Origin of the sequence: Sphaerotilus sp., from assembly GCF_013299175.1 — a bacterium.
Taxonomy (GTDB): Bacteria; Pseudomonadota; Gammaproteobacteria; order Burkholderiales; family Burkholderiaceae_C; genus Sphaerotilus.
On the sequence record NZ_JAAFKF010000059.1, the window covers coordinates 1 to 24,786 of the forward strand.

Sequence of the window (24,786 nt, forward strand, 5' to 3'; positions counted from 1 at the left end):
GGGCATGGTGCTGGCGGCGGGGTGTGGCAGCAAGACGCTGGTGCGCGTGGGCGGCGGGAGCCTGAAGTCGCTGGTCGTGCTGCTGGTGATGGGGCTGACGGGCTGGGCGACGCTGCGCGGGCTGACAGCGGTGTTGCGGGTGAATACGGTCGATCGGCTGTCCGTCGAGCTGCCGGTGTCCCAGGATCTGCCGAGCTTGCTGGCGCATGGGACGGGGCTGCCGGTGGCGGTGATTGCGGCGGTGTGTGCGGTGGTGGTCGGCGGTGGTCTGGTGGCGTGGGCGCTGGCGCGTGCCGAGGGGCGGCATCCGCAGGTGCTGGCCGGTGGGGTCGGCACGGGGTTGCTGGTGCTGGCGATGTGGTGGGTCACGGGGCGCTTCGGTTTCGTGGCCGAGCATCCCGAGACGCTGGAGGCCACTTTCCTGGCCACGGCTTCGCAGCGCATGGAGTCGTTTTCCTTCGTTGCCCCCGTGGCCCAGGCGATGGAGTGGGGGGTGTTTTTCAGCGACCGCAGCCGCACGGTGGGCGTGGGCATGGTGGCGGTCCTGGGGGTGCTGGCGGGTGCAGCGGCGGCGGCGCTGGTGACGCGGAGTTTTCGCTGGGAAGGTTTCCGCGATGACGCGGACATGGGGCGGCATCTGGTGGGCGCCGTGCTCATGGGCGTAGGTGGCGTGACCGCGATGGGCTGCACCTTCGGCCAAGGGTTGTCCGGCCTGTCCACGCTGGGGCTGACGAGTCTGGTGGCGGTCCCGGCCATTCTGTGCGGGGCGGTGCTCGGCCTGCGGTTTTTGGCGTGGCAACTGGAGCGTCAGGCATGACGGTCGATGTGGTGGATGCGGTGGATGTGGTGGATATGCATGCGGATCTGGAACGTCGCTTCGGTGGCCTGCGCCGCTTGTGGGGCGACGAGGGCTACCAGCGGGTCCGGGCGGCACGGGTGGCGGTGGTCGGCGTGGGGGGCGTGGGGTCGTGGACGGTGGAGGCGCTGGCGCGGTGTGGCGTGGCGGCACTCGTGCTGATCGATCTCGACCAGATCGCCGAGTCCAACATCAACCGGCAGGTCCAGGCCCTCGGCACCACGGTGGGCGCGGCCAAGGTGCAGGCCCTGCGTGACCGGGTGGCCGACATCCATCCCGGCTGTGCGGTGTACGCGGTGGAAGAGTTCGTCGAGCCGGGGAACTGGCCCGCGCTGCTGCCGATCGAGGTGGATGTCGTGGTCGATGCCTGCGACCAGAATGCGGCCAAGTTCGCGATGGCCCGCTGGTCGATCGCGACGGGCCGTGCGCTGGTGATGGCAGGCGCGGCGGGTGGCAAATCGAAGCCGGAGCGCATCGAGGTGGCCGATCTGGCCGAGGTGACGCACGATCCCTTGCTGGCACGCCTGCGGCAGCAGTTGCGCAAGGACGGCGCACCCCGCACGGGCCGCATCGGCGTGCGCTGCGTGTTTTCGCGGGAAGAGGTGCGGCTGCCACTCCAGGACACCAGCGCCTGCGCGGTCGATGGCAGCCTGAACTGCCACGGCTACGGCTCCAGCGCCATGGTGACGGCCAGTTTCGGCATGGCCGCCGCGGCGCAGGCGCTGGAACTCGTCCGTGGCGCCTGAGTCCGACAGGGTGCTTGACGAGATGGGTAGGAGTTGGTTTAGAATATAGGGCTTGACTCCAAAGACTCCAGACAAAACCAAACCGGAAGCAACGGCAAGGTAATGCAGGAGTACAAGAAGCACAAGAAAGTACAGCGCAGAGGCAGCGGGTCGTTAGCTCAGTTGGTAGAGCAGCGGACTTTTAATCCGTAGGTCGCAGGTTCGAGTCCCGCACGACCCACCAAACGCCAAAAACTGTGTTATAGTATCGGTCTTGGCGCAGAGGCGAACAGTTTTAGCGTCAGGCAAGTGGGGTTCTTAGCTCAGTTGGTAGAGCAGCGGACTCTTAATCCGTAGGTCGAGTGTTCGAGTCACTCAGGACCCACCACAACATACTGCATTCAAGATTGCGGGCTCTTAGCTCAGTTGGTAGAGCAGCGGACTCTTAATCCGTAGGTCGAGTGTTCGAGTCACTCAGGGCCCACCAAAACAGCAAAAGGACTTCCAGAAATGGAAGTCCTTTTTGCTTTTCCGGGTGGCCCTTGAAAACCCGGTGGATTCGCCTCAAGTCTCCTGCAACCGGAGGACACCCATGCGACTCGACAAACTCACCACCCTGCTGCAACAGGCGCTCGGCGACGCCCAGAGCCTGGCCCTGGCGGCAGACCACCCCTACATCGAGCCCGCGCACCTGCTGAAGGCGTTGCTGCAGCAGGAAGACGGCCCGCGCTCGCTGCTGCAGCGTGCGGGCGTGAACCTGAAGGCGCTGGACGACGCGGTCGAATCCAGCCTGACGCGCATCGCCATGGTGGGCGGCGGCGAGTTGCAGCCCAGCCGCGAGCTGGTGGCCCTGCTGCAGGCGGCCGAAAAGGAATCGACCAAGCGCGGCGACCAGTACATCGCCACCGAAATGGTGCTGCTGGCGCTGACTGAAGCAAAAATCGACTTCGCCCAGGCCGTGCGCAGCGCCGGCCTGACGCGCAAGGCGCTGGAAACGGCGGTGGACGCGGTGCGGGGCGGTCAGTCGGTCGATTCCGCGGACGCCGAAGGCCAGCGCGAGGCCCTGAAAAAATACACGCTCGACCTGACCGAGCGTGCCCGCAAGGGCAAGCTCGACCCCGTGATCGGCCGCGACGATGAAATCCGCCGTGCCATCCAGGTGCTGCAGCGCCGCACCAAGAACAACCCGGTGCTGATCGGCGAGCCGGGCGTGGGCAAGACGGCCATCGTCGAAGGGCTGGCGCAGCGCATCGTCAACGGCGAGGTGCCCGAGTCGCTGAAGAACAAGCGCGTGCTGGTGCTCGACATGGCGGGCTTGCTGGCGGGGGCGAAGTTCCGCGGCGAGTTCGAGGAGCGGCTGAAGTCGGTGCTCAAGGAAGTGGCGCAGGACGAGGGCCGCATCATCCTGTTCATCGACGAGCTGCACACCATGGTCGGCGCGGGCAAGGCCGAGGGTGCGATGGATGCCGGCAACATGCTGAAACCCGCGCTGGCCCGCGGCGAGCTGCACTGCATCGGCGCGACCACGCTGAACGAGTACCGCAAGTACGTCGAGAAGGACGCAGCGCTGGAGCGGCGCTTCCAGAAGGTGCTGGTGGCCGAACCCACCGTCGAAGCCACCATCGCCATCCTGCGCGGCCTGCAGGAGAAGTACGAGGTTCACCACGGCGTCGAGATCACCGACCCGGCCATCGTCGCGGCGGCCGAACTCTCGCACCGCTACATCACCGACCGTTTCCTGCCCGACAAGGCGATCGACCTGATCGACGAGGCGGCGGCCAAGATCAAGATCGAGATCGACTCCAAGCCCGAGGTGATGGACAAGCTTGACCGCCGCATCATCCAGCTCAAGATCGAGCGCGAGGCGGTGCGCAAGGAGAAGGATGAAGCCTCGATCAAGCGCATGGGCCTGATCGAGGAAGAGATCGCCAAGCTGGAGCGCGAGTACGCCGACCTGGAAGAGATCTGGAAGGCGGAAAAGGCCACGGCGCAAGGGTCTGCACACGTCAAGGAAGAGATCGACCGCATCAAGCACCAGATCGAGGAGTGGAAGCGCAAGGGCGATTTCAACCGCGTGGCCGAGCTGCAATACGGCCAACTGCCCGAGCTGGAGAAGCGGCTGAACGAGGCGCAGGCCAAGGAAGAGACCAAGACCCGCGCCGGCAAGGACGGCAAGGGCGGCCCGCAACTGCTGCGCACGATGGTGGGCGCCGAGGAGATCGCCGAGGTGGTCAGCCGCGCCACCGGCATCCCGGTGTCCAAGCTGATGCAGGGCGAGCGCGACAAGCTGCTGCAGATGGAGACCAGGCTGCACCAGCGCGTGGTCGGTCAGGAAGAGGCCATTACCGCCGTGTCGAACGCGATCCGCCGCTCACGCGCTGGCTTGTCCGACCCGAACCGGCCGCTGGGCAGCTTCCTGTTCCTCGGCCCGACCGGCGTGGGCAAGACCGAGCTGTGCAAGGCGCTGGCCGGTTTCCTGTTCGACAGCGAGGACCACATGATCCGCATCGACATGAGCGAGTTCATGGAGAAGCACTCGGTCAGCCGGTTGATCGGCGCGCCTCCGGGCTACGTCGGCTATGACGAAGGCGGTACGCTGACCGAAGCCGTGCGGCGCAAGCCCTACAGCGTCGTGCTGCTCGACGAGGTGGAGAAGGCGCACCCGGACGTGTTCAACGTGCTGCTGCAGGTGCTCGACGATGGTCGGCTCACTGACGGGCAAGGCCGCACGATCGACTTCAAGAACACCGTGATCGTGATGACCAGCAACCTCGGCTCGCACCTGATCATGGCGATGGCCGGGCAATCGACCGAGGACATCCGCGAGGCGGTCTGGGGCGAGGTGAAGGCGCATTTCCGGCCCGAGTTCCTGAACCGGATCGACGAGACCGTCGTGTTCCACGCGCTCGACCAGCGCCACATCGAGTCCATCGCCGCGATCCAGCTCAAGGGGCTGGAGGGGCGTCTGGCGAAGATGGAAATGGTGCTGGAGGTGACGCCCGAGGCGCTGAAGGAAATCGCCAAGGTGGGCTTCGACCCGGTGTTCGGTGCGCGGCCGCTGAAGCGGGCGATCCAGCAGCGCATCGAGAACCCGGTGGCGCGGCTGATCCTGGAAGGCCGCTTCGCCCCGCGCGACGTGATCCCGGTCGGGCTGGGCGTGGACGGCAGCTTCACCTTCGGCCGCACGGTCCACTGACCGCGTACCGCCGCGGGTCGGGTGTTCAGAGCACCGGCGCCCGCGGCAAGGCAGCGTCCATCGCCATCAGGCGTGGGCGCAGTTGGGTCCAACTGGTGAGGCTCGGGTCGTAGACGAGGTGCAGTGCCAGCCCCGGCTGGGACTGCAGTGCCCGCACGCCGAGCGCCTCGTTGCCACCCATCACGAGCACCTCGTCGGCTTGGCCGGTGAGGTGCAACTGCCGGCGCGTGCTGCTGCCTGCGGCCAGCAGCAGCGAGCCACGGCGCGCCAGATCGCTGGCGAGGAAGGCCGCTCCTGCGTGCGCGGCCACGCGGCTCGTGGCGACGTGGAACACGCACGCACTCTGCACGCCGGGCAGGGCGTGTGCCTCCAGCACGAACCGCTCGATCGGATGCGCCCGTGCGGCCAGCGGGGCGAGCGCGGCAGGCGTGGTGGCGAGGTCCGGCATGTCGTGCAGCGTCTCGCGGCCGGCGGCCAGCGGATTGAGCTGCGGGCCGGTGCCTTCGGGGTGCAGGGCGGCTTGCAGGCGGTTCCACGACTCGCTCACGAAGGTCCATGCCTCCACCGGCCGGCTCACCCGCGGCGCGATCTGGCACACGACACCGCTGCCCGGTCCGAGGGCGGCGACCAGTCCCGCCAGCGCGGCGTGGCTGCTCGCGGCCAGCGGCATGAACTGCAGGTACGCGCATTGCCAGTCGGGCCGGAACATGGCCTCGCGCAGCGGCTGCAGCGCGTCGCTCAGGGCGTGCGGTGGCACGTCACCGACGAGGATGACCGCCTGCGTCGCCTGGGCCATCAGCACGCGGGCCAGCGATGTGCGGGTGGCGCTGTCGGCCTCGACATCGGTGCTGTACAGGCGCACGCGCTGGCCGCGGCTGGCGGGACAGTCCACGTAGTCGATGCTGGCCAGCACCGTGCCGTAGCTCTGGCGGCGGATGCTCAGGCGCTCGACCGGCCGGCCCGCTGCGGAGGCGATGGCGTGCAGCAGGCGGCGGGCGCTGCGGCTGGCGACATCGTGCAGCGCGATGTAGCTCGGGCGCAGGTACTCGAACTGCTGCTGCAGCGCCTCGCCGGCTTCGCAGGACACGAACAGCTCGCGGGTGTGGTTGCCGACCGGACGGCCGATGTCGAGGGCGTTGTCCAGGCGGTCATCGGCGCCGCGCTGGATCTGGGTGGGCGACGGGTCGGCGTCGTGGGTGTGTGCGGGGGGGGGAGTGTGGGAAGGGGTGGGGCCGTCGGCGGGCAGGGTCATGCCGTGGTCTCCAGGGAACGAAAAGGCGCGGGCATCCTATCATCCGCACCCTGCATCCAACGGAACCTGACATGGATAACTTGCCTGACTCGCCCCACTTGCCTGTCGTGATCGTGGGGGCCGGATTGGCCGGACTGACTGTGGCGCTGCACCTGGCGGCCGAACGGCGGGTGATCGTGCTCGCCAAGCGGCAGCTCGGCGAAGCCGCCACCGCCTGGGCGCAGGGTGGCATCGTCGGCGTGCTCGGCCGCGACGACAGCATCGACAGCCATGTGCGCGACACGCAGGAGGCCGGCGGCGGGCTGGTGGACGAACACACCGCCCGCTTCATCGCCGAGCGCAGCGCCGACGCCGTGGGCTGGCTGGTGGACCAGGGGGTCGCGTTTTCGCCCGACCCGGACGGCCCGCTCGGCCTGCACCTGACCCGAGAGGGTGGCCACGCCGTGCGCCGCATCGCCCACGCTGCCGACGCCACCGGCTACGCCATCCACCAGGCACTGCTGGCCGAGGTGAAGCGTCACCCCAACATCGAGCTGCGCGAGCGGGCGATGGCCGTCGATGTGATCACGCCGCGCCACCTGCACACGGACACTGCGCCACGCTGCTACGGCGTCTACGTGCTCGACATCGACAGCCAGCGCATCGAGACCATCGCCACCAGCGCAGTCGTGCTGGCCAGCGGCGGTGTCGGCAAGGTCTACCGCTACACCAGCAACCCCGACACGGCGACCGGCGACGGGATCGCGATGGCCTGGCGCGCCGGCTGCCGGGTGGGCAACATGGAGTTCATCCAGTTCCACCCAACCTGCCTGTACCACCCGCAGGACCGCAGCTTCCTCATCACCGAAGCCCTGCGCGGCGAGGGCGCTTTCCTGCGGTTGCCGGATGGCACGCGCTTCATGCTGGCCCACGACGACCGCGCCGAACTCGCCCCGCGCGATGTCGTTGCCCGCGCCATCGACTTCGAGATGAAGCGTCTCGGCGTGGACCATGTGTGGCTGGACGCGACGCACCTCGGCGAAGCGTTCCTCAAGGAGCACTTCCCGACCATCCACGCGCGCTGCCTGAAGCTTGGCATCGACATCGCGCTGCAGCCGATCCCGGTCGTGCCGGCGGCGCACTACACCTGCGGCGGCGTTGTCACCGACCTGCACGGCCAGACCGACCTGCCGGGACTCTACGCGGTGGGCGAGACGACCTACACCGGCCTGCATGGCGCAAACCGGCTGGCCAGCAACTCGCTGCTGGAGTGCGTGGTGCTGGGCCGCAGTTGCGCCGAGTCCATCATGACGGCCGCGGCGACGGACCACCCCGCGCTGCCACTGTGGGACGAGAGCCAGGTCGAGAATGCCGACGAGCAGGTCGTGATCTCGCACAACTGGGACGAGCTGCGGCTGCTGATGTGGAACTACGTCGGCATCGTGCGGACCACGAAGCGGCTGGAGCGGGCGTTGCACCGCATTCAACTGCTGCGCGACGAGATCGACGACTACTACGCCAATTTCCGGGTCAACCGGGATCTGCTGGAGCTGCGCAACCTGGTGGAGTGCGCGGACCTGATCGTGCGCTCGGCCTTGATGCGCCACGAGAGCCGCGGCCTGCACTACAGCCGCGATTTCCCGACGACGCTGCCGGTGAGCTTCCCGACGGTGCTGGTGCGGCCGGCGCGCAGCCGGCGTGGCGCGCGGGTGGCGGGTCGGATGGCCGCGGTGACGCCCCCGACCGGGCTGTGCGGCTGACGGACGGGACGCAACCAGTCAGCGGCGGGCGCGCATGGCCATGCGCGCTTGCACGAACTCGAAGGCGAAGGTCACGGCATCGGTGATGGTTTCGTCCATCGCCAGCCGTTCCTTCTCGGTCAGGTAGAAGGTCAGATCGACCGAGTGCCGGATGTAGCGCGCCCCCAGCCGGTTCAGCGCGACACAGGCCACGTCCGGCAGCGCCTCCGCGTCGAGGTAGGGATAGCCGGGCGCCAGACGCACCACCGTGTCGAACACCGGCCGTTCGTAGTGGTTGTGGACGGAAGTGAAATCGATGTTCATGGTGGGGATGTCGGCGCCCCCGCCATGAACTTGACGACCGGGCGCTTCCCGCCGCTCAGGCTGCGCCGATGTTCGCCACGAAGCCCTTCGACGGCTGGCTGATCGCCGCCGGATGGGCCTTCACGAAATCGAGCATCCGGTCGATGCAGCCGAGCGCCTGGCTGCGGATCGGCTCGGCCACGTGGATTTCGCCCTGGCCGCGCTCCAGCCCTTCCAGGCAGTCGATCACGCCCTGCAGCGCGTTCATCGCCATCCACGGGCAGTGCGCGCAGCTCTTGCAGGTGGCGCTGTTGCCGGCGGTCGGCGCCTCGATCAGCACCTTGGTGGGGGCGGACTGGCGCATGCGGTGGAACATGCCGTTGTCGGTGGCGACGATGAACTCGGGCGCGTCCATCGTCATCACGGCCTTGAGCAACTGCGCCGTGGAGCCGACCACGTCCGCCTGATCGACCACCGCCTTGGGTGACTCGGGATGCACCAGCACCTTGGCCAGCGGATGCTCCTGGCGCAGCAGGTCCAGCTCGACACCCTTGAACTCGTTGTGGACGATGCAGTCGCCCTGCCACATCAGCATGTCCGCGCCGGTCTGGCGCTGCACGTAGCTGCCCAGGTGGCGGTCGGGCGCCCAGAGGATCTTCTTGCCCTGCGCGTGCAGGTGGCGAACGATCGCCTCGGCGCACGAACTCGTCACCATCCAGTCGGCGCGGGCCTTCACGGCGGCGCTGGTGTTGGCGTAGACGACGACGGTGCGGTCGGGGTGGGCATTGCAGAACGCGGCGAAGGCGTCCGGCGGGCAGCCCAGGTCGAGCGAGCAGGTGGCGTCCAGATCGGGCATCAGCACGCGCTTGTGCGGCGACAGGATCTTGGCGCTTTCGCCCATGAAGCGCACGCCGGCGACGATCAGCGTCTGCGCCGCATGGTCGCGGCCGAAGCGGGCCATCTCCAGCGAGTCGCTGACGCAGCCGCCGGTCTCCATGGCCAGATCCTGCAGGTCGCCGTCCACGTAGTAGTGGGCGACGAGCACCGCGTTGTGCTGCCGCAGCAGGGCGCGGGCGCGGGCCTGGAGGGCGCTGCGCTGGTCGGTGGTGAGGGGAGCGGGTACCTTGGCCCAGGCGTGCGCGGTGCAGCTCTGGCCGGAGGCGTCCTGCTGGGTGTAGTCGAATTGAACGTCGGTCATGGCGGAATCCTAACGCTTCGGCCGCTGGCTCAGATCCACTGGTTGCGCGCCACGGCGATCTGCCAGCGGGCGGCGCTCAGGTCGCCGAACTCGCGCTCGACGCTGGCCAGGAGCAGCAGGCCGGGCTGCCGCGGCACGGGCAGCGCGAGGTGGTGGTGGGTGGGGCTGCTCCAGCAGAGTTCCAGCAGGGGCTGGCCAGCGCCGAGGGCGCGGTGTGCCCGCCACAGTGCGCAGCCGGCGCGTGCGGTGGCTTCGAGCGCGGGCAACTGGTCGTCGGTCTGGGTCTGGGCGCGCAGCAAGCGGGCATCCTCGACCGCCACGACCGCACAGGCTGTCACGCCCACCCCCATCGACAGCACCCGCAGCACCCGCTGCATCACCGCCGCCGACACATCCGGCAGCGCCGAGGTCACGGCCAGCGGTGCCAGGGCGGGCGAAACCGCCGGGGACGAGGTCGGTGGCGGGGTCGGTGCGGGCATCGGGCGTGTTTTGGGCGTGGCCATTGTCTGGGCGGGTGGTGGTGGACTGGGCTGGACCGTGGGTGCGGGCACAGGGGCGGGGGCCTCGGCCGGTGGATCGATGGCACCAGGAACGGTCGGCTCGCCGCTGGCGTATCCCGTCACCAGCGTGATCAGTTGCTGCGACCAGCCCGGATCGTTGACGGAAAACAGCTCCAGCACATGCATCTTCATGCCGCGTGGCCAGGTGGCGCGGCGCAGCCGGTCGGCGCGGCTGGGCTTGTCCGCCGGTGATACCAGCAGCAGCGAGGGTCCGCGCCAGGCGTCCGAGCGCACGAAGTCGTTGATGCGCCGGATGAGATCCTTGTCGGCGTTCGCGCCTGCCAGGATCACCGCCCGGTCAGCCTGTTCCAGCAAGGTCAGGGCGACACTCAGGCTGCGGTTGTCCGTGAACCCCGCCTCGACCTCGACCACGCCGAGCGCCTGACCCGACGGCGTCGGCAGCACCGTGCTGCGCAGCCGCGCCACCGGCTCCGTGCCGTGCTCCTGCATCAGCGAGATTTCGCTGATGCGGCCGTGTGCGGCCAGGGCGAGCTGGGCGATCGAGAAGCCGGGCCAGCTCGCCGCGGGATCCCACACGGCCACGGTCTGCTGCGGCTGCACCGAGTCACGCGAGAACAGGGTCTGCAGCGGCGGGGCGGTGGGCGTCTCGGCGCGGGTGCGCAGCTCGCGGGTGCTGACAGGCACGGTGGTCGGTGGATCGGCGGGCAGGCTGCTGGGACCAGCCCAGGCGGCGTCGGGTGTGGCGGGGGTGCGCTTGAATTTCAGGCTGAGCATGGTGTCGAGGGTAGGGGCCGGTTCGCGTCACGTCGCATCGCATCGCACATCGCGCATCACATCAGCACCTGCTGTGCCTCCATGATGCGGTAGCGCGTCATCGCCAGGTTGCTGCGCAGCTTGTCCAGCACGGCCAGGATGAACAGGTCCGGGTGGGCGCGCAGCGTTCTGAGAATATGGTACCGACTGCCGGCCGTGACCAGAATTTCTTCCAGCGGCTCGCCGGGGCGGGCGTGTCCCAACTGGCGCAGCGTGCGGCGGTGGGTCTTCCAGATCTCGGCGGCGGCCAGCGCGGCGCGGTCGATGTCGGGTCCGTGGGCCGGGCTGGCGCGGACTTGGCCCGTGTTGCCCTCCACCAGCGCCACGAAGATCAGCCCGTCCAGCACCGTCAGCTCCTCCAGCACCGCCAGCGCCCGCCGTGGATGCACCACCGCCTTGCCCGGCTCGTGGGGCGTGCCGGTGTCGGCGCTGGACTCGCTGGCGGACTCCGGGGGAGCCACGAAGAGCGTGGATTGCTGGGCGGCAGCGAATGCGGTCGCGGTTGTGGTGGCGGCACTGCCCGACGGAGGTCCATCCGACAGGGGCATGGGCGCGCTGCCCGGCGCCGGCGGGGCCGTCGTCTGCTCCGAGCGCAGGCGCTGCCAGTGGGAGAGCATCCGGTTCCATACCGCGCTGGCGCTGGTCAGCGGCTCGCACATCGACTCGATGCGCACCTGCGCCGGCCAGTCCATGCGCTCGATCTTCTGCACCATCCAGCCCGCGCCCACCGGCAGCATGAACAGCAGGTTGCGGCATTGCCAGTGCAGGCTCTGGGTGGCGCCGTGCAGGTCGTCGAGCATGTCGTCGATCGCGGACGGCGCCATCGGGCCGATGATGACCACCGACAGGTCCGAGCGTTCCATCAGCGCCATCTGCACCTCCGCCGCATCGCCCCCCTCGGCCTGGATGTCGGCGTGGTAGATCTTCAGCGTGTCGTCCGTGCGCCGGGGCAGGGTGGTGCGCTCGATGGTGGCCATCAGGTTCAGGCTGGCCTGGTCGCGCAGGCTCAGGCGTTCGATGGGCTGCCCGCTCGCGTCCGCCAGTGCCCGGATCACGGACGCCGCCCACATGTGGGACGGGTCGCACATCGTGATGAGCTTCTGCCGCACGAAGGTGTCCTTGCGGCTGCCGGCGAAGTGGACGCGCATGGCCTGCGCCGGCGAGCCGCTGACCAGCAGGTCGTCGTGGTGGCGCGCGTCGGCTTCCTGGGCAGGCTCGGACGCATCGCCTTCGTGGTCCATGACGGCGGTGTTGGCGAACTCGGGCGGCTCGGCGGCGCGGCTCAGGGCGTCGCGGTCACGCAGCGGGGTCAGATCGCCGAAGAGGCTCTTGAGCATGTTCATCGCGTGCCGTGGCTGTCAGGAGAGAGGGGAGAGGGCATCGCTACTGTAGTCGCTGAAGCTGGTCACGGTCTGAGTTCGCGTGAAAGTGCATGGAAAGGCCGCATTCTGTCGGCAGGGGTGTTGACGGAAGTGAAAATTGCAAATGCGGGATTTTGGGATCGTTTCGGCGAAAATGCACGCAGGAACATGCACACAGTGTGAGGGCATGTGAACCAGTGTTGCGGCGGGTGTTGCGGCGCAGGTGCAGCAGGGACATGGGCAGTCGGTTAGGCTGGCGGGATGAAGACACACCGTGACGTGGGTGCCCGATGCAGGCGGGCGATGGGGGGCTGGTGGCTCGGGCTGCTGTGGCTGTTGTGCGCCTCCACGGGCTGGGCGGCCGATTTTCTCGATCCCGAGCAGGCGTTTCGCCTCACGGCGCGCGTGGCGGATGCCCATGCACTGGTGCTGCGCTTCGAGGTGGCGCCGGGGTACTACCTCTACCGCGAGCGGTTCGAGGTCCGTGCTGCGGAGCCAGGGGTGGTGCTGGCACCGCCGGTGTACCCGGCCGGGGTGGTGAAGTTCGACGAGACCTTCCAGAAGGAGGTCGAGATTTACCACGACAGCCTGGAGGTGGCGCTGACCGTGCCGCCTCTGCCGGCTGCGCCGGGGCGGTTCACGCTGACCGTGACGCACCAGGGCTGCGCGGACAAGGGCTTGTGCTATCCGCCGCAGGTGCATCGGGTGCAGGTGGACACCGCAGCGGGTGCGGTACGGACGGTGCAGGTGCTGGCAGCGGATGCGCCGGGGGGATTGCCGGACAGCGGCCCCGGTGGCGCCACCACCGACGCGCCCACCGCGTCGGCCGGCGTGTTCGACCGCTTCGGCACCGTGCTGCGCTCGGGCAACCTGTGGGCGGTGGCGGGGGTGTTTGCGCTGGCGGGGGTGTTGCTATCGTTCACGCCGTGCGTGCTGCCGATGGTGCCGATCCTGTCGTCGATCATCCTGGGGCAGGGCGGGGCGGGGTCGCGCCGGCGCGGGCTGGCCTTGTCGGTGGCCTACGCGCTGGGGATGGCGCTGGTCTACACCGCGATGGGCGTGGCGGCCGGACTCGCCGGAGAAGGGCTGGCCGCGGCGCTGCAGACGCCGTGGGTGCTGGGCGCCTTTGCACTGGTGCTGGTGGCGCTGTCGCTGTCGATGTTCGGGTTCTACGAGTTGCAGATCCCCTCGTCGTGGCAGACCCGCCTGCACGCGGCGAGCAGCCAGGTCGAAGGCGGGCGCTACGGCGGCGTGTTCGTGATGGGCGGGGTCTCGGCGCTGATCGTCGGGCCGTGCGTGGCCGCGCCGCTGGCGGGGGCGCTGGTCTACATCAGCCAGACGCGCGACGTGGTGCTCGGCGGGGTGGCGCTGTTCGCCATGGCCTGCGGGATGAGCGTGCCGCTGGTGCTGGTGGGGTTGTCGGCGGGGTCGCTGCTGCCCAAGGCGGGGGCGTGGATGGTCTGGGTGAAGCGCGGGTTCGGTGTGCTGTTGCTGGCGGTGGCGGCGTGGATGGTGTGGCCGGTGCTGCCCTTCGGACATGGACAGGCGGTGGCGCCGGGCGTGGCGTTCCAGCGCATCCGCACCGTGGCCGAGCTGGACGAGGCGGTGCGCACGGCGGGGCGGCCGGTGCTGTTCGATTTTTATGCCGACTGGTGCGTGTCCTGCAAGGAGATGGAGCGGTTCACCTTCACCGACCCGGCCGTCAAGGCGCGCATGGGCGAGCTGCTGCTGCTGCAGGTGGACGTGACCGCCAACAACGCCGACGACAAGGCCCTGATGCGTCGCTACGGCTTGTTCGGGCCGCCGGCGATCCTGCTGTTCGACGCGCAGGGCCGTGAGTTGCCCGAGCGCCGCATCATCGGCTTCGAATCGGCCGCCACGTTCCTGCCTCACCTGAATCTGCCATGACGATGATCCCGGTATCTACCTCGACCTGCGACCTCTGCGACCTGCACAAGGGCGACACCAGCGGCGCGTTCCGTGTCCTGCCGCCCGTGTTCCGCTCCTTCGGGGGCCGCGCTGCCTTTGCCGGTCCCGTGACGACCGTGAAGTGCTTCGAGGACAACACCTCCGTCAAGGCACTGCTGGAAAGCCCCGGCCACGGCCGCGTGCTGGTGGTGGACGGCGCCGGCTCGCTGCGCCGGGCGCTCATCGGCGGCAACATCGCGGCGGCGGCGGCGCGCAATGGCTGGGTTGGTGTCGTGGTCGATGGCTGCGTGCGCGATCTGGCGGAACTGGCCGCGGCCGATGTGGGCCTGTTCGCGCTGGCGCCCATGCCGCTGCCGACCGAGCGGCGCCAGGCCGGGCTGGTCGATGGGGTGGTGCAGGTGCAGGGGGTGCGCGTGCAGCCCGGAGACTGGCTCGTGGCGGATGCCGATGGCATCGTCGTGATGGCCATGTGACGGCCATGTGATGGCGACAGCAGGCCGAGATCCACGATCCAGGTCGTGTACTGCATCACGGTCGAGGAGGTCGGTCCTTACAGGACAGTAGTGCCGGCGCCGAAAAGCGGCTATGCATGTGCTCACCGCTCCGTCTGACCTCCTCGCGCCCTCGGTGGCATCGGCCTTGCCCGATGCGCGGATGCTGTCTGCGCTCGTTGCCGACATCGGCATCCCGCCGTGCCCCGAGATGCTGATGCGCCTGCGCGCCGAACTCGGCCGCTCCCGGCCGCGCACCGAGGAACTCGCCCGCACCGCGATGACGGACGTGGCGGTGTCGGCGGCGCTGCTGAAGCTGGCCTATGCGCCGTGGATGGGCGGGGAACGCGGGCGTGGTCGGGGCACCGTGGCGCAGGCGTTCGAGCGGCTTGGCCCGGCGCGCTGCACGGCGCTGCTGAGCGCGCTGGTGCTGCGCGAGGTACTGCCCGCGCATGGCCCGTCGCTGGAGCGGTTCTGGGATGTCGCCAACCGCCGCAGCGTGGCGATGGCGTGGCTGGCGCGGCGGCATGGCACGGTGGCGCCCGATGTGGCGCAGACCTTCGGCCTGTTCTGCGACGTGGGCATCCCGGTGCTGCTGCAACGCTTCGAGGCACCGAGCTACCGCGTCACGCTGGCCGAGGCGAACCTGGGCTGGCGTCCGTTCACCGAGGTCGAGCGCGCCCGCCATGGTACGGACCACGCCGTCGTCGGCGCTGCGCTGGCGCGGACCTGGGGCGTCGGGGAGGACATCGTCGAAGCGGTCTGCCTCCACCACGACTACCGCGTGCTGGGTGCGCCGCAGCGCCACCGCCCGCCGAGCCTGCTCATCGCGCTGGCGCTGGTGGCCGAGCGGATGATCCAGTTGCACCGTGGGCGCAATCGGCATGGCGAGTGGCTGCGTGGCGGTGCCCAGGCCCTGGCGACGCTGGGCATGACCGCCGACGATTTCGACGACTGGAGCGACGAAATCCGCACCCAGATGGTGCTCAGCGGGCCGTGACGACTTCCAGCAGCCGGTCCAGCCCGCCGCCGTTGATCGCCACCATGGCCTGTGCCCGCACCTTGGGCTTGGCCTGAAACGCCACCGACAACCCGACAGCACCCATCATCGGCAGGTCGTTGGCACCATCCCCCACCGCGATCGCCTGAGCTGGGGAGCACCCGATGGCCACACAGGTCGCCAGCACGGTGCGGCGCTTCTCTTCGCCGTCGCAGATGTCGCCCCAGTCCTGCGCCAGCACGCGGCCGGTGAGGTGGCCATCGACGACCTCCAGCAGGTTGCTGCGGGCTTGGTCGATCTGCAGCCGCGCGCGCACGCGGTCGGCGAAGAAGGTGAAGCCGCCCGACACCAGCAGCGTCGTCAGCCCGGCCTCGCGGCAGGCGGCCAGCAGCGCCTCGGCCCCCGGATTCAGCCGCAGCCGCTCGGTGTAGACGGCTTCCAGTGCGCCGGCCGGCACGCCCTTCAGCAACGCCACGCGCCTCCGCAGGCTGTCCTTGAAATCGGTGATCTCGCCGCGCATCGCCGCTTCGGTGATCGCGGCGACCTCGGCCTTGCGCCCGGCGGCGTCGGCGATCTCGTCGATGCACTCGATGTTGATCAGCGTCGAGTCCATGTCGAAGGCGATGAGCTTGAAGTCGCGCAGGCGCAGCGGTGGCTCGAAACCCTGGATCACCAGGCCGGGGGCGAATTCGCGGAGGGAGGTGGGCAGCGGAGCAGGCATCGGGCAGGTCGTCGAATCGGGAAAGGCCGCGATGCTACCCGCTTCAGCCTCAGCCCGGCAGCGGCTGCCCCAGCGCCCGCAGCACATCCCGCACGTACTGCGCCCGGTCCTTCGCGTCCGGATACGCCCGCTCGATGCGCAGCTTGTCGTTGCCGGCGAGCTTCACGTTCCGGTTCTTCTGCACCAGGTCGATGATGCGCATCGGGTCGATCGGCGGGTTCGGCCGGAAGTGGAGGTTGATCACCGCCGGTCCCGCGTCGATCTTGCTCACGCCGTAGGGCTTGGCCTGCACGCGCAGGCGGTGCAGGTCGAACAGCGTCTGGGCCTGCGCCGGGAGCTTGCCGAAGCGGTCCACGCACTCTTCCAGCATGGTGTCGATCCGCTCCAGCTTGTCCGCCGTCGCCAGCCGCTTGTAGAGGTTCAGGCGCACCTGCACATCCGGGCAATAAGCGTCCGGCAGCAGCGCCGGGGCGTGCAGGTTCACATCGGTCGTGCCGCCGAAGAAGCCGGTCGGGGACAGCAGATCGGGTTCCTGGCCGGCTTTCAGCGCCCGCACCGCCTCGGACAGCATCTCGTTGTAGAGCTGGAACCCCACCTCCATCATGTTGCCGCTCTGGTGGTCGCCGAGCACCTCGCCCGCGCCCCGGATCTCCAGGTCGTGCATGGCGAGGTAGAAGCCTGAGCCGAGTTCCTCCATGCTCTGGATCGCGTCGAGCCGCTGCTGAGCCTGCTTGGTCAAACCCTCGATGTCGGGCACCAGCAGGTAGGCATACGCCTGGTGGTGGCTGCGGCCAACGCGCCCCCGAAGTTGATGCAACTGCGCCAGCCCGAACTTGTCCGCCCGCGACATCACGATGGTGTTGGCGGTCGGCACGTCGATGCCGGTCTCGATGATGGTCGAGCACAGCAGCACGTTGTGCCGCTGCGCCACGAAGTCGCGCATCACCCGCTCCAGCTCGCGCTCGGGCATCTGGCCGTGCGCGACGCCGATGCGGGCCTCGGGGATCAGCTCCTGCAGCGACTGGCGGCGGTTCTCGATCGTGTCCACCTCGTTGTGCAGGAAGTACACCTGCCCGCCGCGCTTCAGCTCGCGCAGCACGGCTTCCCGGATCGTTCCCTTGTTCTCGTTGCGCACGAAGGTCTTGATTGCCAGCCGCCGCTGCGGAGCCGTGGCGATCACCGACAGGTCGCGCAAGCCTTCGAGCGCCATGCCCAGCGTGCGCGGAATCGGCGTGGCGGTCAGCGTCAGCACGTCCACCTCGGCCCGCATCGCCTTCATCTGCTCCTTGTGGCGCACGCCGAAACGGTGCTCCTCGTCGATCACCAGCAGGCCCAGGTTCTTGAACTTCGTGTCCGGGCTGAGCAGCTTGTGCGTGCCGACCACGATGTCGATCGTGCCGGCTGCCAGCCCCTGCATCGCCGCCTTGACCTCCTTGGGCGAGCGGAACCGGCTCATCTCGGCGATCTTCACCGGCCACTGCGCGAAGCGATCGACCAGCGTCTGGTGGTGCTGCTCGGCCAGCAGCGTGGTCGGGGCGAGCAAGGCCACCTGCTTGCCGCCCATCACCGCGACGAACGCCGCCCGCAACGCCACCTCGGTCTTGCCGAAGCCCACGTCGCCGCAGACCAGCCGGTCCATCGGGCGCGGGCTGATCATGTCCTGGATGACGGCGTGGATCGCGGCGTTCTGGTCCGGGGTTTCCTCGAAGCCGAAGCTGGTCGCGAACGCCTCGTAGTCCTGCGCCGAATAGCGGAAGGCGTGGCCCTCGCGGGCGGCGCGGCGGGCGTAGAGGTTGAGCAGCTCGGCCGCGGCGTCGCGCACCTGCTCGGCCGCCTTGCGCTTGGCCTTCTCCCACTGGCCGGAGCCGAGCTTGTGCAGCGGTGCTTCGTCCGCGCTGACGCCGGTGTAGCGGCTGATCAGGTGGAGCTGCGCCACGGGGACGTAGAGCGTGGCCTTGTCGGCGTATTCGAGGTGCAGGAACTCGGTCGGGCCTTCGCCGAGATCGATGCCGATCAGGCCCTGGTAGCGGCCGATGCCGTGGTTGGCGTGGACCACCGGGTCGCCGACCTTCAGCTCGGACAAGTCCTTGATCAGCGCCTCGACATCGCTGGTGGCCTCCTGGCGACGGCGGCGGCGCGTGGTCGGGGCGCTGTCGAACAACTCCGTTTCGGTGACGAGCTGGACGTGTTCCTCGGTCCAGAAGAAGCCCGACGACAGCGGCGAGGTGGTGATCGCGTAGCGGTGGTCGCTGCCGAGGAAGGCGGCGAGCGACTCGACCGACGCGGGTTCGAGCCGGTGGTCGCGCAGCAGTTCGAGGATGCTTTCGCGCCGCCCCGCGCTCTCGGCGACGATGAGAACGCGGGTGGCCGAACGTGTTTCGCCCTGGCTGTGGGCCGTGCGGGCGAGGTGTTCCTCCAGCTTGCGCAGCGGATCCTGGCCGCCACGCTCGACGCTCAGGTCGGGCAGCGGACGCGCCCAGTCCACCGCCTCGTTGCCACGGATCGACAACTGGGCGTGCGCGTTGCAGCGGGTGAAGAACTCCTCCATGCGCAGGTAGAGGTCTTCCGGCGGCAGGATCGGCCGCTCGGGGTCGTGCTGCAGGAAGCGGTGGCGCTCGCGGGTCTCGGTCCAGAACCGCTCCAGCGCCTCGTTCACCTCGCCGTGCAGCGCGAGCACCGCGTTCGGGCCGAGGTAGTCGAAAATGCTCGCCGTCTCGTCGAAGAACAGCGGCAGGAAGTATTCGATGCCACCGCCGACGATGCCTTGCGCGATATCTTTGTACAGCCGCGCCCGGCTCGGGTCGCCGTCCATCCGCTCGCGCCAGCGGGCACGGAAATCCTGCCGGGCGCGTTCGTCCATCGGGAACTCGCGGCCGGGCAGCAGCCGCACCTCGGGCACCGGGTAGAGGCTGCGTTGGCTGTCGGGGTCGAAGACGCGGATCGAGTCCACCTCGTTGTCGAACAGGTCCACCCGGTACGGCACCACCGACCCCATCGGGAACAGGTCGATCAGCCCGCCGCGCACCGCGTATTCGCCGTGTGACACGACCTGGCTGACGTGCTGGTAGCCGGCCAGCGTGAGCTGTGCCTTGAGCTTGGCCTCGTCGAGCTGTTGTTTCTGCCGGAAGTGGAAGGTGTAGCCGGCCATGAACGACGGTGGCGCCAGCCGCGTCAGCGCCGTGGTCGCCGGCAGCAGCACGACATCGACCTCGCCCGAGCGGATGCGCCAGAGCGTGGCCAGCCGCTCGGAGATCAGGTCCTGGTGCGGGCTGAAGGTGTCGTAGGGCAGCGTTTCCCAGTCCGGGAACACGGCCACGCGCAGCTCGGGCGCGAAAAAGGCCAGCTCGTCTGGCAGGCGTTGCACATCGGCGGGTTCGGCCGTGACCACCCCGAGCACCTTCCCGGCGGCTTTGTGCTGTTGCGCGAACCGGGCCAGCAACAGCGCGTCGGCCGATCCGAGGGGGCGGGGCAGCGTATAGCGGTGGCCGGGGGCGATCTTGGGAAGCTGCATGGGCATGGTGTGGGGTGGCGGCGGGCGGTCAGCGAGGTCGGCGGCGATTTTAGGCGGCGGCTCCGCAGCGGCGACAATCGGGGGCATGCAGATCGGAACCCTTCCCCGTTGTTACGCCCTTGTGCCCTGCGCGGGTGTTGGCCAGCGCGCTGGCGCCGCAGGCCCCAAACAGTACAAGCCGGTCGCCGGTCGGGCCATGGTGGCGCACACGCTGGCCGCACTGGCGCAGGTGGCGCGCATCGAGGCGACGCTGGTCGTGCTGTCGCCGGAGGATGTCCAGTTCGAAGCCGCTGCGCCGGACCATGTGGGCGCGCGGGCATGGGTGGCACGCTGCGGCGGCGCCACGCGCGCGGAGACGGTGGCGCACGGGCTGGTGGAACTCCAGACCCGCGGTGTTCAGCCGCACGACTGGGTTCTGGTGCATGATGCCGCCCGATGCCTGTTGCAGCCAGCCTGGGTCGATCGCCTGATCGACGCCTGTCTGGACGACGAAGTGGGCGGTCTGCTGGCGCTGCCGCTGGCCGACACGCTCAAGCAGGCCGAGGGAGGGCGGGTGCAATCGACGGTCGATCGCACCGGCAAGTGGGCCGCGCAGACGCCCCAGATGTTCCGTGCCGGGTTGCTGCTGCCTGCGTTGCGCATGGCAGGCGACACCGTCACGGACGAGTCCAGCGCCATCGAAGCGCTCGGACACGCGCCGAAACTGATACTCGGGGATCTCGCCAATCTGAAAGTCACTTGGCCCGAGGACTTTGTCCTCGCCGAGCGGCTGATGAAAGGCTTAAATGACACCCCCTGACCGCGGGATGTTGCGGTCGCTGTATCTTCCTCTCTTGACTGTTCCTTATTGTTCGGACAACAACACATGAAAACCGTATGGATCGTGGACGGGGCCTACCTGTTCAACTATGGCCGCAACCGCCCCTTCGACTACCTCAAGCTCAAGGCCGAGATGACGCGCCTGAACGGCGGGCCGATCTACGAGGCGTACTACCTCAATTCGACCCCGGACGCCGCCACCGAGAGCCAGAACGCCTTCCACAGCTGGCTCAAGTCGGCACCGCCGCGTGGGCCGAAGATGCGTGTGCAGCTCTACACCATCAAGGATCTCAACACCACCTGTCCGAGCTGCGCGCACCCCTTCCACCGCTCGGTGCAGAAGGGCGTGGACGTGGGCATCGCCACGCTGATCATCAAGCTGGCCGCGCAAGGGGTGTACGACCGCCTGATCCTGTCGGCGGGCGATGGCGATTTCGAGGACGCGATCACCTACATCAAGTCCGAGCTGCACAAGGAGTTCTGGCTGCACGGCGCGATGTCCAACCTCTCCACTGACCTGCAGTGCTACGCCGACCATGTGCTGTGGATGGACGACATGCACCCGGCCATCGACAAGGACAAGCCGAGCTACGGCAGCGGCAGCCTGAGCATGGGTGGTAGCGGCGGCAGCAACGGCGCAGGAGCCTCGGCGTGAACTGGAGTGCCCTGCGCGTGGGGGAGGGCTGGGACACCCATGCGCTGGTGGCCGGCCGGCCGCTGGTGCTCGGCGGTGTGGCCATTCCCCATGCACAGGGGCTGCTCGGTCACTCGGACGCCGACGCGCTGCTGCACGCCATCACCGACGCGCTGTTCGGCGCGGCGGGCCTGGGCGACATCGGTCGGCACTTCCCGGACACCGCTGCCGAGTTCAAGGGCGCGGACTCGCGGCGCCTGCTCGCGGAAGCCGCGCGGCGCGTGCGGGCGGGGGGCTGGTCCATCGTCAACGTGGACAGCACCATCGTCGCGCAGGCCCCCAAGATGGCGCCGCACATCCCCGCCATGCGCGAAGCCATCGCGGTGGCGCTGGAGATCGACGTGGGCTGCGTCAACGTCAAGGCGAAGACGGCAGAGCGGCTGGGGCCGGTCGGGCGCGGCGAGTCGATCGAGGCGCGCGCGGTCTGCCTGCTGGCGCGCTGACCGGTTGGCCGGCGCCGATCGGCGTCAGCCCCCGATGTAGCTCATCTCGATGCGCCGTCCGGCAGTCGCGCTGCTGGCGGGCTGGCTGGCACGCAACTGCGAGTAGCGGTCGCTGCGGTCCTGCCAGATCAGGCCGATCGCGCCTGCGATTTCGTCATCGGTGTACGGGCGACCAGCCGGGTGCGGTTGCCGCAGGAGGCTGCGCAGATCGTGGCCTTGCTGCGCGAACAGGCACAGGTAGAGCTGCCCCTCCGTGGACAACCGGGCGCGGTTGCAGTCGCCGCAGAACGCCTGGGTCACGCTGGAGATGAAGCCCACCTCGCCGCGCCCGTCGCGGTAGCGCCAGCGTTCGGCGGTTTCACCGGGCTGGCTGGGGTCCAGGGTGTCGAGCGGGAAATGCTGGTCGATCAGGCGCTGGACCTCGGCGGAGGGCATCACTTCGTCCATGCGCCAACCGTTGGTCGCGCCCACGTCCATGTACTCGATGAACCGCAGGATGACCCGGCCGCCGTAGTGGTCGCGGAAATACCGCGCCATCGGCACGATCTCCTGCGCGTTGGTGCCGCGCTTGACGACCATGTTGACCTTGATCGGACCCAGCCCGACCGCCACCGCCGCTTCGATCCCGGCCAGCACATCGGCCACCGGGAAATCGACATCGTTCATGCGGCGGAAGACCGCGTCGTCCATGCCATCAAGGCTGACGGTCACGCGCTGCAGCCCGGCGGCCTTCAGCGCGGCGGCCTTGCGCGTCAGCAGCGAGCCGTTGGTGGTGAGCGTGAGGTCCAGCGGGGTGCCGTCGGGTGTGCGCAGGGCCGCGAGCATTTCGATCAGCCGCTCCAGGTGCTTGCGCAGCAGCGGTTCGCCGCCGGTCAGGCGGATCTTGTGGACGCCTTGCGCCACGAAGAGCGTGGCCAGCCGCAGGATTTCCTCGAAACTGAGCAGCGACGATTGCGGCAGAAACTGGTGGTGCTTGTCGAATACTTCCTTGGGCATGCAGTAGCTGCAGCGGAAATTGCAGCGGTCTGTCACCGATATGCGCAAATCCCGCAGCGGGCGGCCCAATCCGTCGCTCAACAGGCTGTTGCGCGGCGCGGGGGTGTCAGGAATTCTCGGCCGCGTGGCGGCGGGGGCCGACGCGCTGCGTTGATCGACGATGGCAATGGTGTTTCGTTCCGACATGGCCGCCGCATTGTGCCTGTTTCAGGCGGCGTGCGGAGCCAATGGGGCGAATCAGTTGCCGTTGGCTGCGGCGTTGAGACTGCGTGGCACGGCGCTGGTGCCAACGCCAACGCCCGCGCCCAGCCCGGTGCTCAATTGTGGAACACGGCGTGCGCCATCGAAGCGGCGGACCCAGTAATCCTGGTGCATGTCCTCGACGCGGACGGTGCTGCCGGTGCGGGGGGCGTGGATGAATTTTCCCTCGCCGACGTAGATGCCGACATGGGAAAACGCGCTGCGCATGGTGTTGAAAAACACCAGATCGCCGGGTTTGAGATCGTCCTGGCGGATGGACAGCAAACCGGGTGCGCTGGCTTGTTCGGACGAGCGCCGGGGCAGCAGCAGGCCGACGCTGTTTTCGAACACATGCCGGGTAAACCCGCTGCAATCGAAACCAGTTTCTTCGCTGGTGCCACCAAAACGGTAGCGCACGCCCAGAAAATTCATTGCCGACAGCACCAGATCCGAAGCCCGCTCCCGCACGCCGCCCAGCAGCTCCTCGGCGGTGCGGCCCGTGGTGGCGGCGGCGCTGTCGAGGGTGAAACGGTCCTGCAGAAAGCGGCTGATCGGGTCGGTGCTCTCCGGCAGCGCACGGGCGGGCAGGCTGGTCAAGGCCAGCACCGCCGCCGCCACGCCGGTCAGGAGCAGGGTGCGCAGAGCCGAGTACAAACCTTGCATGGGGGATTGAAGTGTGAAAAAAGTCACCGGCGGAGCATAAGGAGGGGGCTGCGGGCTGTCAATGCGGAACCCACTGCCAATACTTAAGGCGGGTCTTGGAGCGGGTTCGGCCGCGCAGTTTGCCTGAAATGAAAAAACAAAACCACCCGGAGGTGGTCTTGTTTTGCGCTGGTCTGCCGATCAGACCGCGAAATCGGTCAGGCTGTGGCCGTTTTCGATCGCCGCCGTCAGCCACTTGGGCTTCAGGCCGCGGCCGGACCAGGTTTCGTTGGTGTTCGGATCGCGGTACTTGGCGGCCACCTTGCGGGTGGTGCCGGGTTCGGCGATGCCGATTTTCGGCGGGCGGCCGGGGCGGGCGGTGGCGAGGTCGGCCACCGACAGGCCATTGTCTGCCATCAGCGACTTGATTTGCTGGATGACATTGGCGCGTTCATTGCGCAGGGTTTCGGCGATCTGCTTGTCCAGATCGGCCTGCAAGCGGTCGAGTTCTGCCTTTTGCGCGATGAGTTCTTGGTAGGTGGACATGAGTTTTTCCCCAACGGTTGATCCGGGGGCGATTCTAGAAACAATTGCCCACCGCTGTCCAGTGCTGGCGCCGTGCCGGGATATCTCGCCTCAGGCCGACGGCGGCACGTATCCCTGCGGCTGGTCTGCGCCCGAGCCGAAGAAATAGTTCTCCATCTGGCGGGCCAGATACTGGCGCGCGCGCGCGTCGGCCAGATTGAGGCGATTTTCATTGACGAGCATGGTCTGGTGCTTGAGCCACTGCGCCCAGGCTTCCTTGCTGACGCTCTGGTAGATGCGCTTGCCCAGCTCGCCGGGATAGGTCGGGAAGTCCAGCCCTTCGGCTTCCTTTTTCAGCAGGATGCATTGAATGGTGCGTGCCATCGGTATTTTCCTTTCAGGGGGATTCGATCGGCCGATCAGCCGAGTTTCTTGACCAGCACCTGCGAGCGCCGGTCCCAGTTGTATTTGCGCTTGCGGGCATCCGGCAGCCAGTCGGGATCGACCTGCTGGAAGCCGCGCTTGACAAACCAGTGCATCGTGCGCGTGGTGAGCACGAAAATGCTGTCCAGCCCCATCGCGCGAGCGCGCTGCTCGATGCGCTTGAGGATGCGCTCGCCGTCGCCCTGGCCTTGCACCTGCGGCGAGATGGTCAGCGCGGCCATTTCGGCGGTCTTGGCCTCCGGGTAGGCATACAGCGCCGCACAGCCGAAGATGATGCCGTCGTGCTCGATGACGGTGTAGGTGGTGATGTCGCGCTCGATCTCGGTGCGGCTGCGCTTGACCAGCGTGCCGTCGCGCTCGAACGGCTCGATCAGTTGCAGGATGCCGC

22 protein-coding genes and 3 tRNA genes are annotated in these 24,786 nt (G+C 68.4%); 13 read left to right on the forward strand and 12 right to left on the reverse strand.

The features are described 5' to 3' along the window. The 6 genes from QZW52_RS11415 to clpB all read left to right on the forward strand — a co-directional run. Positions 1-817, forward strand: an 817-nt coding sequence (locus tag QZW52_RS11415; protein WP_293998741.1) for a YeeE/YedE thiosulfate transporter family protein, incomplete at its 5' end; no start/stop codon positions are given. Beyond that, positions 814-1,602, forward strand: a complete 789-nt coding sequence (locus QZW52_RS11420) for a tRNA threonylcarbamoyladenosine dehydratase (RefSeq protein ID WP_293998744.1) — start codon at positions 814-816, stop codon at positions 1,600-1,602. The genes QZW52_RS11415 and QZW52_RS11420, both read left to right, overlap by 4 nt. Positions 1,603-1,749: 147 nt before the next feature. Next, a tRNA-Lys gene (locus tag QZW52_RS11425) sits at positions 1,750-1,825 on the forward strand. A 68-nt stretch (positions 1,826-1,893) separates the two neighbouring features. Then, positions 1,894-1,969, forward strand: a tRNA-Lys gene (locus QZW52_RS11430). 23 nt (positions 1,970-1,992) lie between these two features. Continuing rightward, positions 1,993-2,068 (forward strand) — tRNA-Lys (locus QZW52_RS11435). 105 nt (positions 2,069-2,173) lie between these two features. Continuing rightward, the gene (gene clpB / locus QZW52_RS11440; RefSeq protein ID WP_293998747.1) at positions 2,174-4,777 is read left to right on the forward strand and encodes an ATP-dependent chaperone ClpB; all 2,604 of its coding nucleotides are present in this window, start codon (positions 2,174-2,176) and stop codon (positions 4,775-4,777) included. Positions 4,778-4,802: 25 nt separating this feature from the next. On the opposite strand, the gene QZW52_RS11445 is transcribed toward clpB, so the two are convergent. Then, entirely contained in the window at positions 4,803-6,029 is a 1,227-nt protein-coding gene (locus tag QZW52_RS11445) for a hypothetical protein (RefSeq protein ID WP_293998750.1), read from the reverse strand. Between the two features lie 71 nt (positions 6,030-6,100). Here QZW52_RS11445 and nadB point away from each other — a divergent pair, with 71 nt between their 5' ends. Then, entirely contained in the window at positions 6,101-7,768 is a 1,668-nt protein-coding gene (gene nadB, locus QZW52_RS11450) for an L-aspartate oxidase (RefSeq protein WP_293998753.1), read from the forward strand. Between the two features lie 18 nt (positions 7,769-7,786). On the opposite strand, the gene QZW52_RS11455 is transcribed toward nadB, so the two are convergent. Genes QZW52_RS11455 through QZW52_RS11470 form a run of 4 tightly spaced genes read right to left on the reverse strand, consistent with a single transcriptional unit; the run spans position 7,787 to position 11,925 of the window. Continuing rightward, on the reverse strand, positions 7,787-8,071 hold the full coding sequence (locus tag QZW52_RS11455) for a late competence development ComFB family protein (RefSeq protein ID WP_293998756.1): 285 nt from the start codon (positions 8,069-8,071) through the stop codon (positions 7,787-7,789). Between the two features lie 55 nt (positions 8,072-8,126). Continuing rightward, positions 8,127-9,248 carry a quinolinate synthase NadA gene (gene nadA / locus QZW52_RS11460; protein WP_293998758.1) on the reverse strand — a complete coding sequence of 374 codons (1,122 nt, stop codon included), beginning with the start codon at positions 9,246-9,248 and terminating at the stop codon, positions 8,127-8,129. Positions 9,249-9,277: 29 nt separating this feature from the next. After that, the gene (locus tag QZW52_RS11465) at positions 9,278-10,543 is read right to left on the reverse strand and encodes a hypothetical protein (RefSeq protein ID WP_293998760.1); all 1,266 of its coding nucleotides are present in this window, start codon (positions 10,541-10,543) and stop codon (positions 9,278-9,280) included. A gap of 56 nt (positions 10,544-10,599) precedes the next feature. Next, positions 10,600-11,925 carry a hypothetical protein gene (locus QZW52_RS11470; RefSeq protein ID WP_293998762.1) on the reverse strand — a complete coding sequence of 442 codons (1,326 nt, stop codon included), beginning with the start codon at positions 11,923-11,925 and terminating at the stop codon, positions 10,600-10,602. A gap of 279 nt (positions 11,926-12,204) precedes the next feature. Between QZW52_RS11470 and dsbD the strand changes: the two genes are divergently transcribed. The 3 genes from dsbD to QZW52_RS11485 all read left to right on the forward strand — a co-directional run bounded on the left by dsbD (position 12,205) and on the right by QZW52_RS11485 (position 15,363). After that, on the forward strand, positions 12,205-13,851 hold the full coding sequence (gene dsbD / locus QZW52_RS11475; RefSeq protein WP_293998764.1) for a protein-disulfide reductase DsbD: 1,647 nt from the start codon (positions 12,205-12,207) through the stop codon (positions 13,849-13,851). Further along, the gene (gene rraA, locus QZW52_RS11480) at positions 13,848-14,345 is read left to right on the forward strand and encodes a ribonuclease E activity regulator RraA (RefSeq protein WP_434738321.1); all 498 of its coding nucleotides are present in this window, start codon (positions 13,848-13,850) and stop codon (positions 14,343-14,345) included. The genes dsbD and rraA overlap by 4 nt, the downstream gene beginning before the upstream one ends. A gap of 181 nt (positions 14,346-14,526) precedes the next feature. Continuing rightward, positions 14,527-15,363, forward strand: a complete 837-nt coding sequence (locus QZW52_RS11485) for an HDOD domain-containing protein (RefSeq protein WP_293998766.1) — start codon at positions 14,527-14,529, stop codon at positions 15,361-15,363. Here QZW52_RS11485 and serB read toward each other — a convergent pair. Next, positions 15,350-16,084, reverse strand: coding sequence for a phosphoserine phosphatase SerB (gene serB, locus QZW52_RS11490; RefSeq protein ID WP_293998769.1), 735 nt, complete (start codon positions 16,082-16,084; stop codon positions 15,350-15,352). The genes QZW52_RS11485 and serB overlap by 14 nt on opposite strands. 49 nt (positions 16,085-16,133) lie before the next feature. Further along, positions 16,134-19,595: a transcription-repair coupling factor gene (mfd, locus tag QZW52_RS11495; protein WP_293998797.1), complete on the reverse strand. Its 3,462-nt coding sequence runs from the start codon at positions 19,593-19,595 to the stop codon at positions 16,134-16,136. 85 nt (positions 19,596-19,680) lie between these two features. On the opposite strand from mfd, the gene ispD reads away from it, so the two are divergent. The 3 genes from ispD (at position 19,681) to ispF (ending at position 21,551) form a co-directional block, all read left to right on the forward strand. Next, positions 19,681-20,394 (forward strand): 2-C-methyl-D-erythritol 4-phosphate cytidylyltransferase, encoded by a 714-nt coding sequence (gene ispD, locus QZW52_RS11500; protein ID WP_293998772.1) that lies wholly within the window; start codon positions 19,681-19,683, stop codon positions 20,392-20,394. Between the two features lie 66 nt (positions 20,395-20,460). Continuing rightward, complete coding sequence (locus QZW52_RS11505; RefSeq protein ID WP_293998775.1) at positions 20,461-21,069, forward strand: NYN domain-containing protein; 609 nt, start codon at positions 20,461-20,463, stop codon at positions 21,067-21,069. Further along, the gene (gene ispF, locus QZW52_RS11510) at positions 21,066-21,551 is read left to right on the forward strand and encodes a 2-C-methyl-D-erythritol 2,4-cyclodiphosphate synthase (protein WP_293998778.1); all 486 of its coding nucleotides are present in this window, start codon (positions 21,066-21,068) and stop codon (positions 21,549-21,551) included. Before QZW52_RS11505 ends, ispF begins: the two co-directional genes overlap by 4 nt. 24 nt (positions 21,552-21,575) lie before the next feature. Here the strand turns inward: ispF and moaA are convergent, their stop codons facing one another. The 5 genes from moaA to QZW52_RS11535 form a co-directional block, all read right to left on the reverse strand. Beyond that, positions 21,576-22,733: a GTP 3',8-cyclase MoaA gene (moaA, locus tag QZW52_RS11515; protein ID WP_293998781.1), complete on the reverse strand. Its 1,158-nt coding sequence runs from the start codon at positions 22,731-22,733 to the stop codon at positions 21,576-21,578. Between the two features lie 51 nt (positions 22,734-22,784). Then, complete coding sequence (locus QZW52_RS11520) at positions 22,785-23,450, reverse strand: C40 family peptidase (RefSeq protein WP_293998783.1); 666 nt, start codon at positions 23,448-23,450, stop codon at positions 22,785-22,787. Positions 23,451-23,630: 180 nt separating this feature from the next. Further along, positions 23,631-23,975: an H-NS histone family protein gene (locus QZW52_RS11525; RefSeq protein ID WP_293998785.1), complete on the reverse strand. Its 345-nt coding sequence runs from the start codon at positions 23,973-23,975 to the stop codon at positions 23,631-23,633. Between the two features lie 90 nt (positions 23,976-24,065). Next, positions 24,066-24,338, reverse strand: coding sequence for an oxidative damage protection protein (locus QZW52_RS11530; protein ID WP_293998788.1), 273 nt, complete (start codon positions 24,336-24,338; stop codon positions 24,066-24,068). A 35-nt stretch (positions 24,339-24,373) separates the two neighbouring features. After that, the coding region (locus tag QZW52_RS11535) for a GNAT family N-acetyltransferase (protein ID WP_293998791.1) at positions 24,374-24,786 on the reverse strand (413 nt) is incomplete at its 5' end.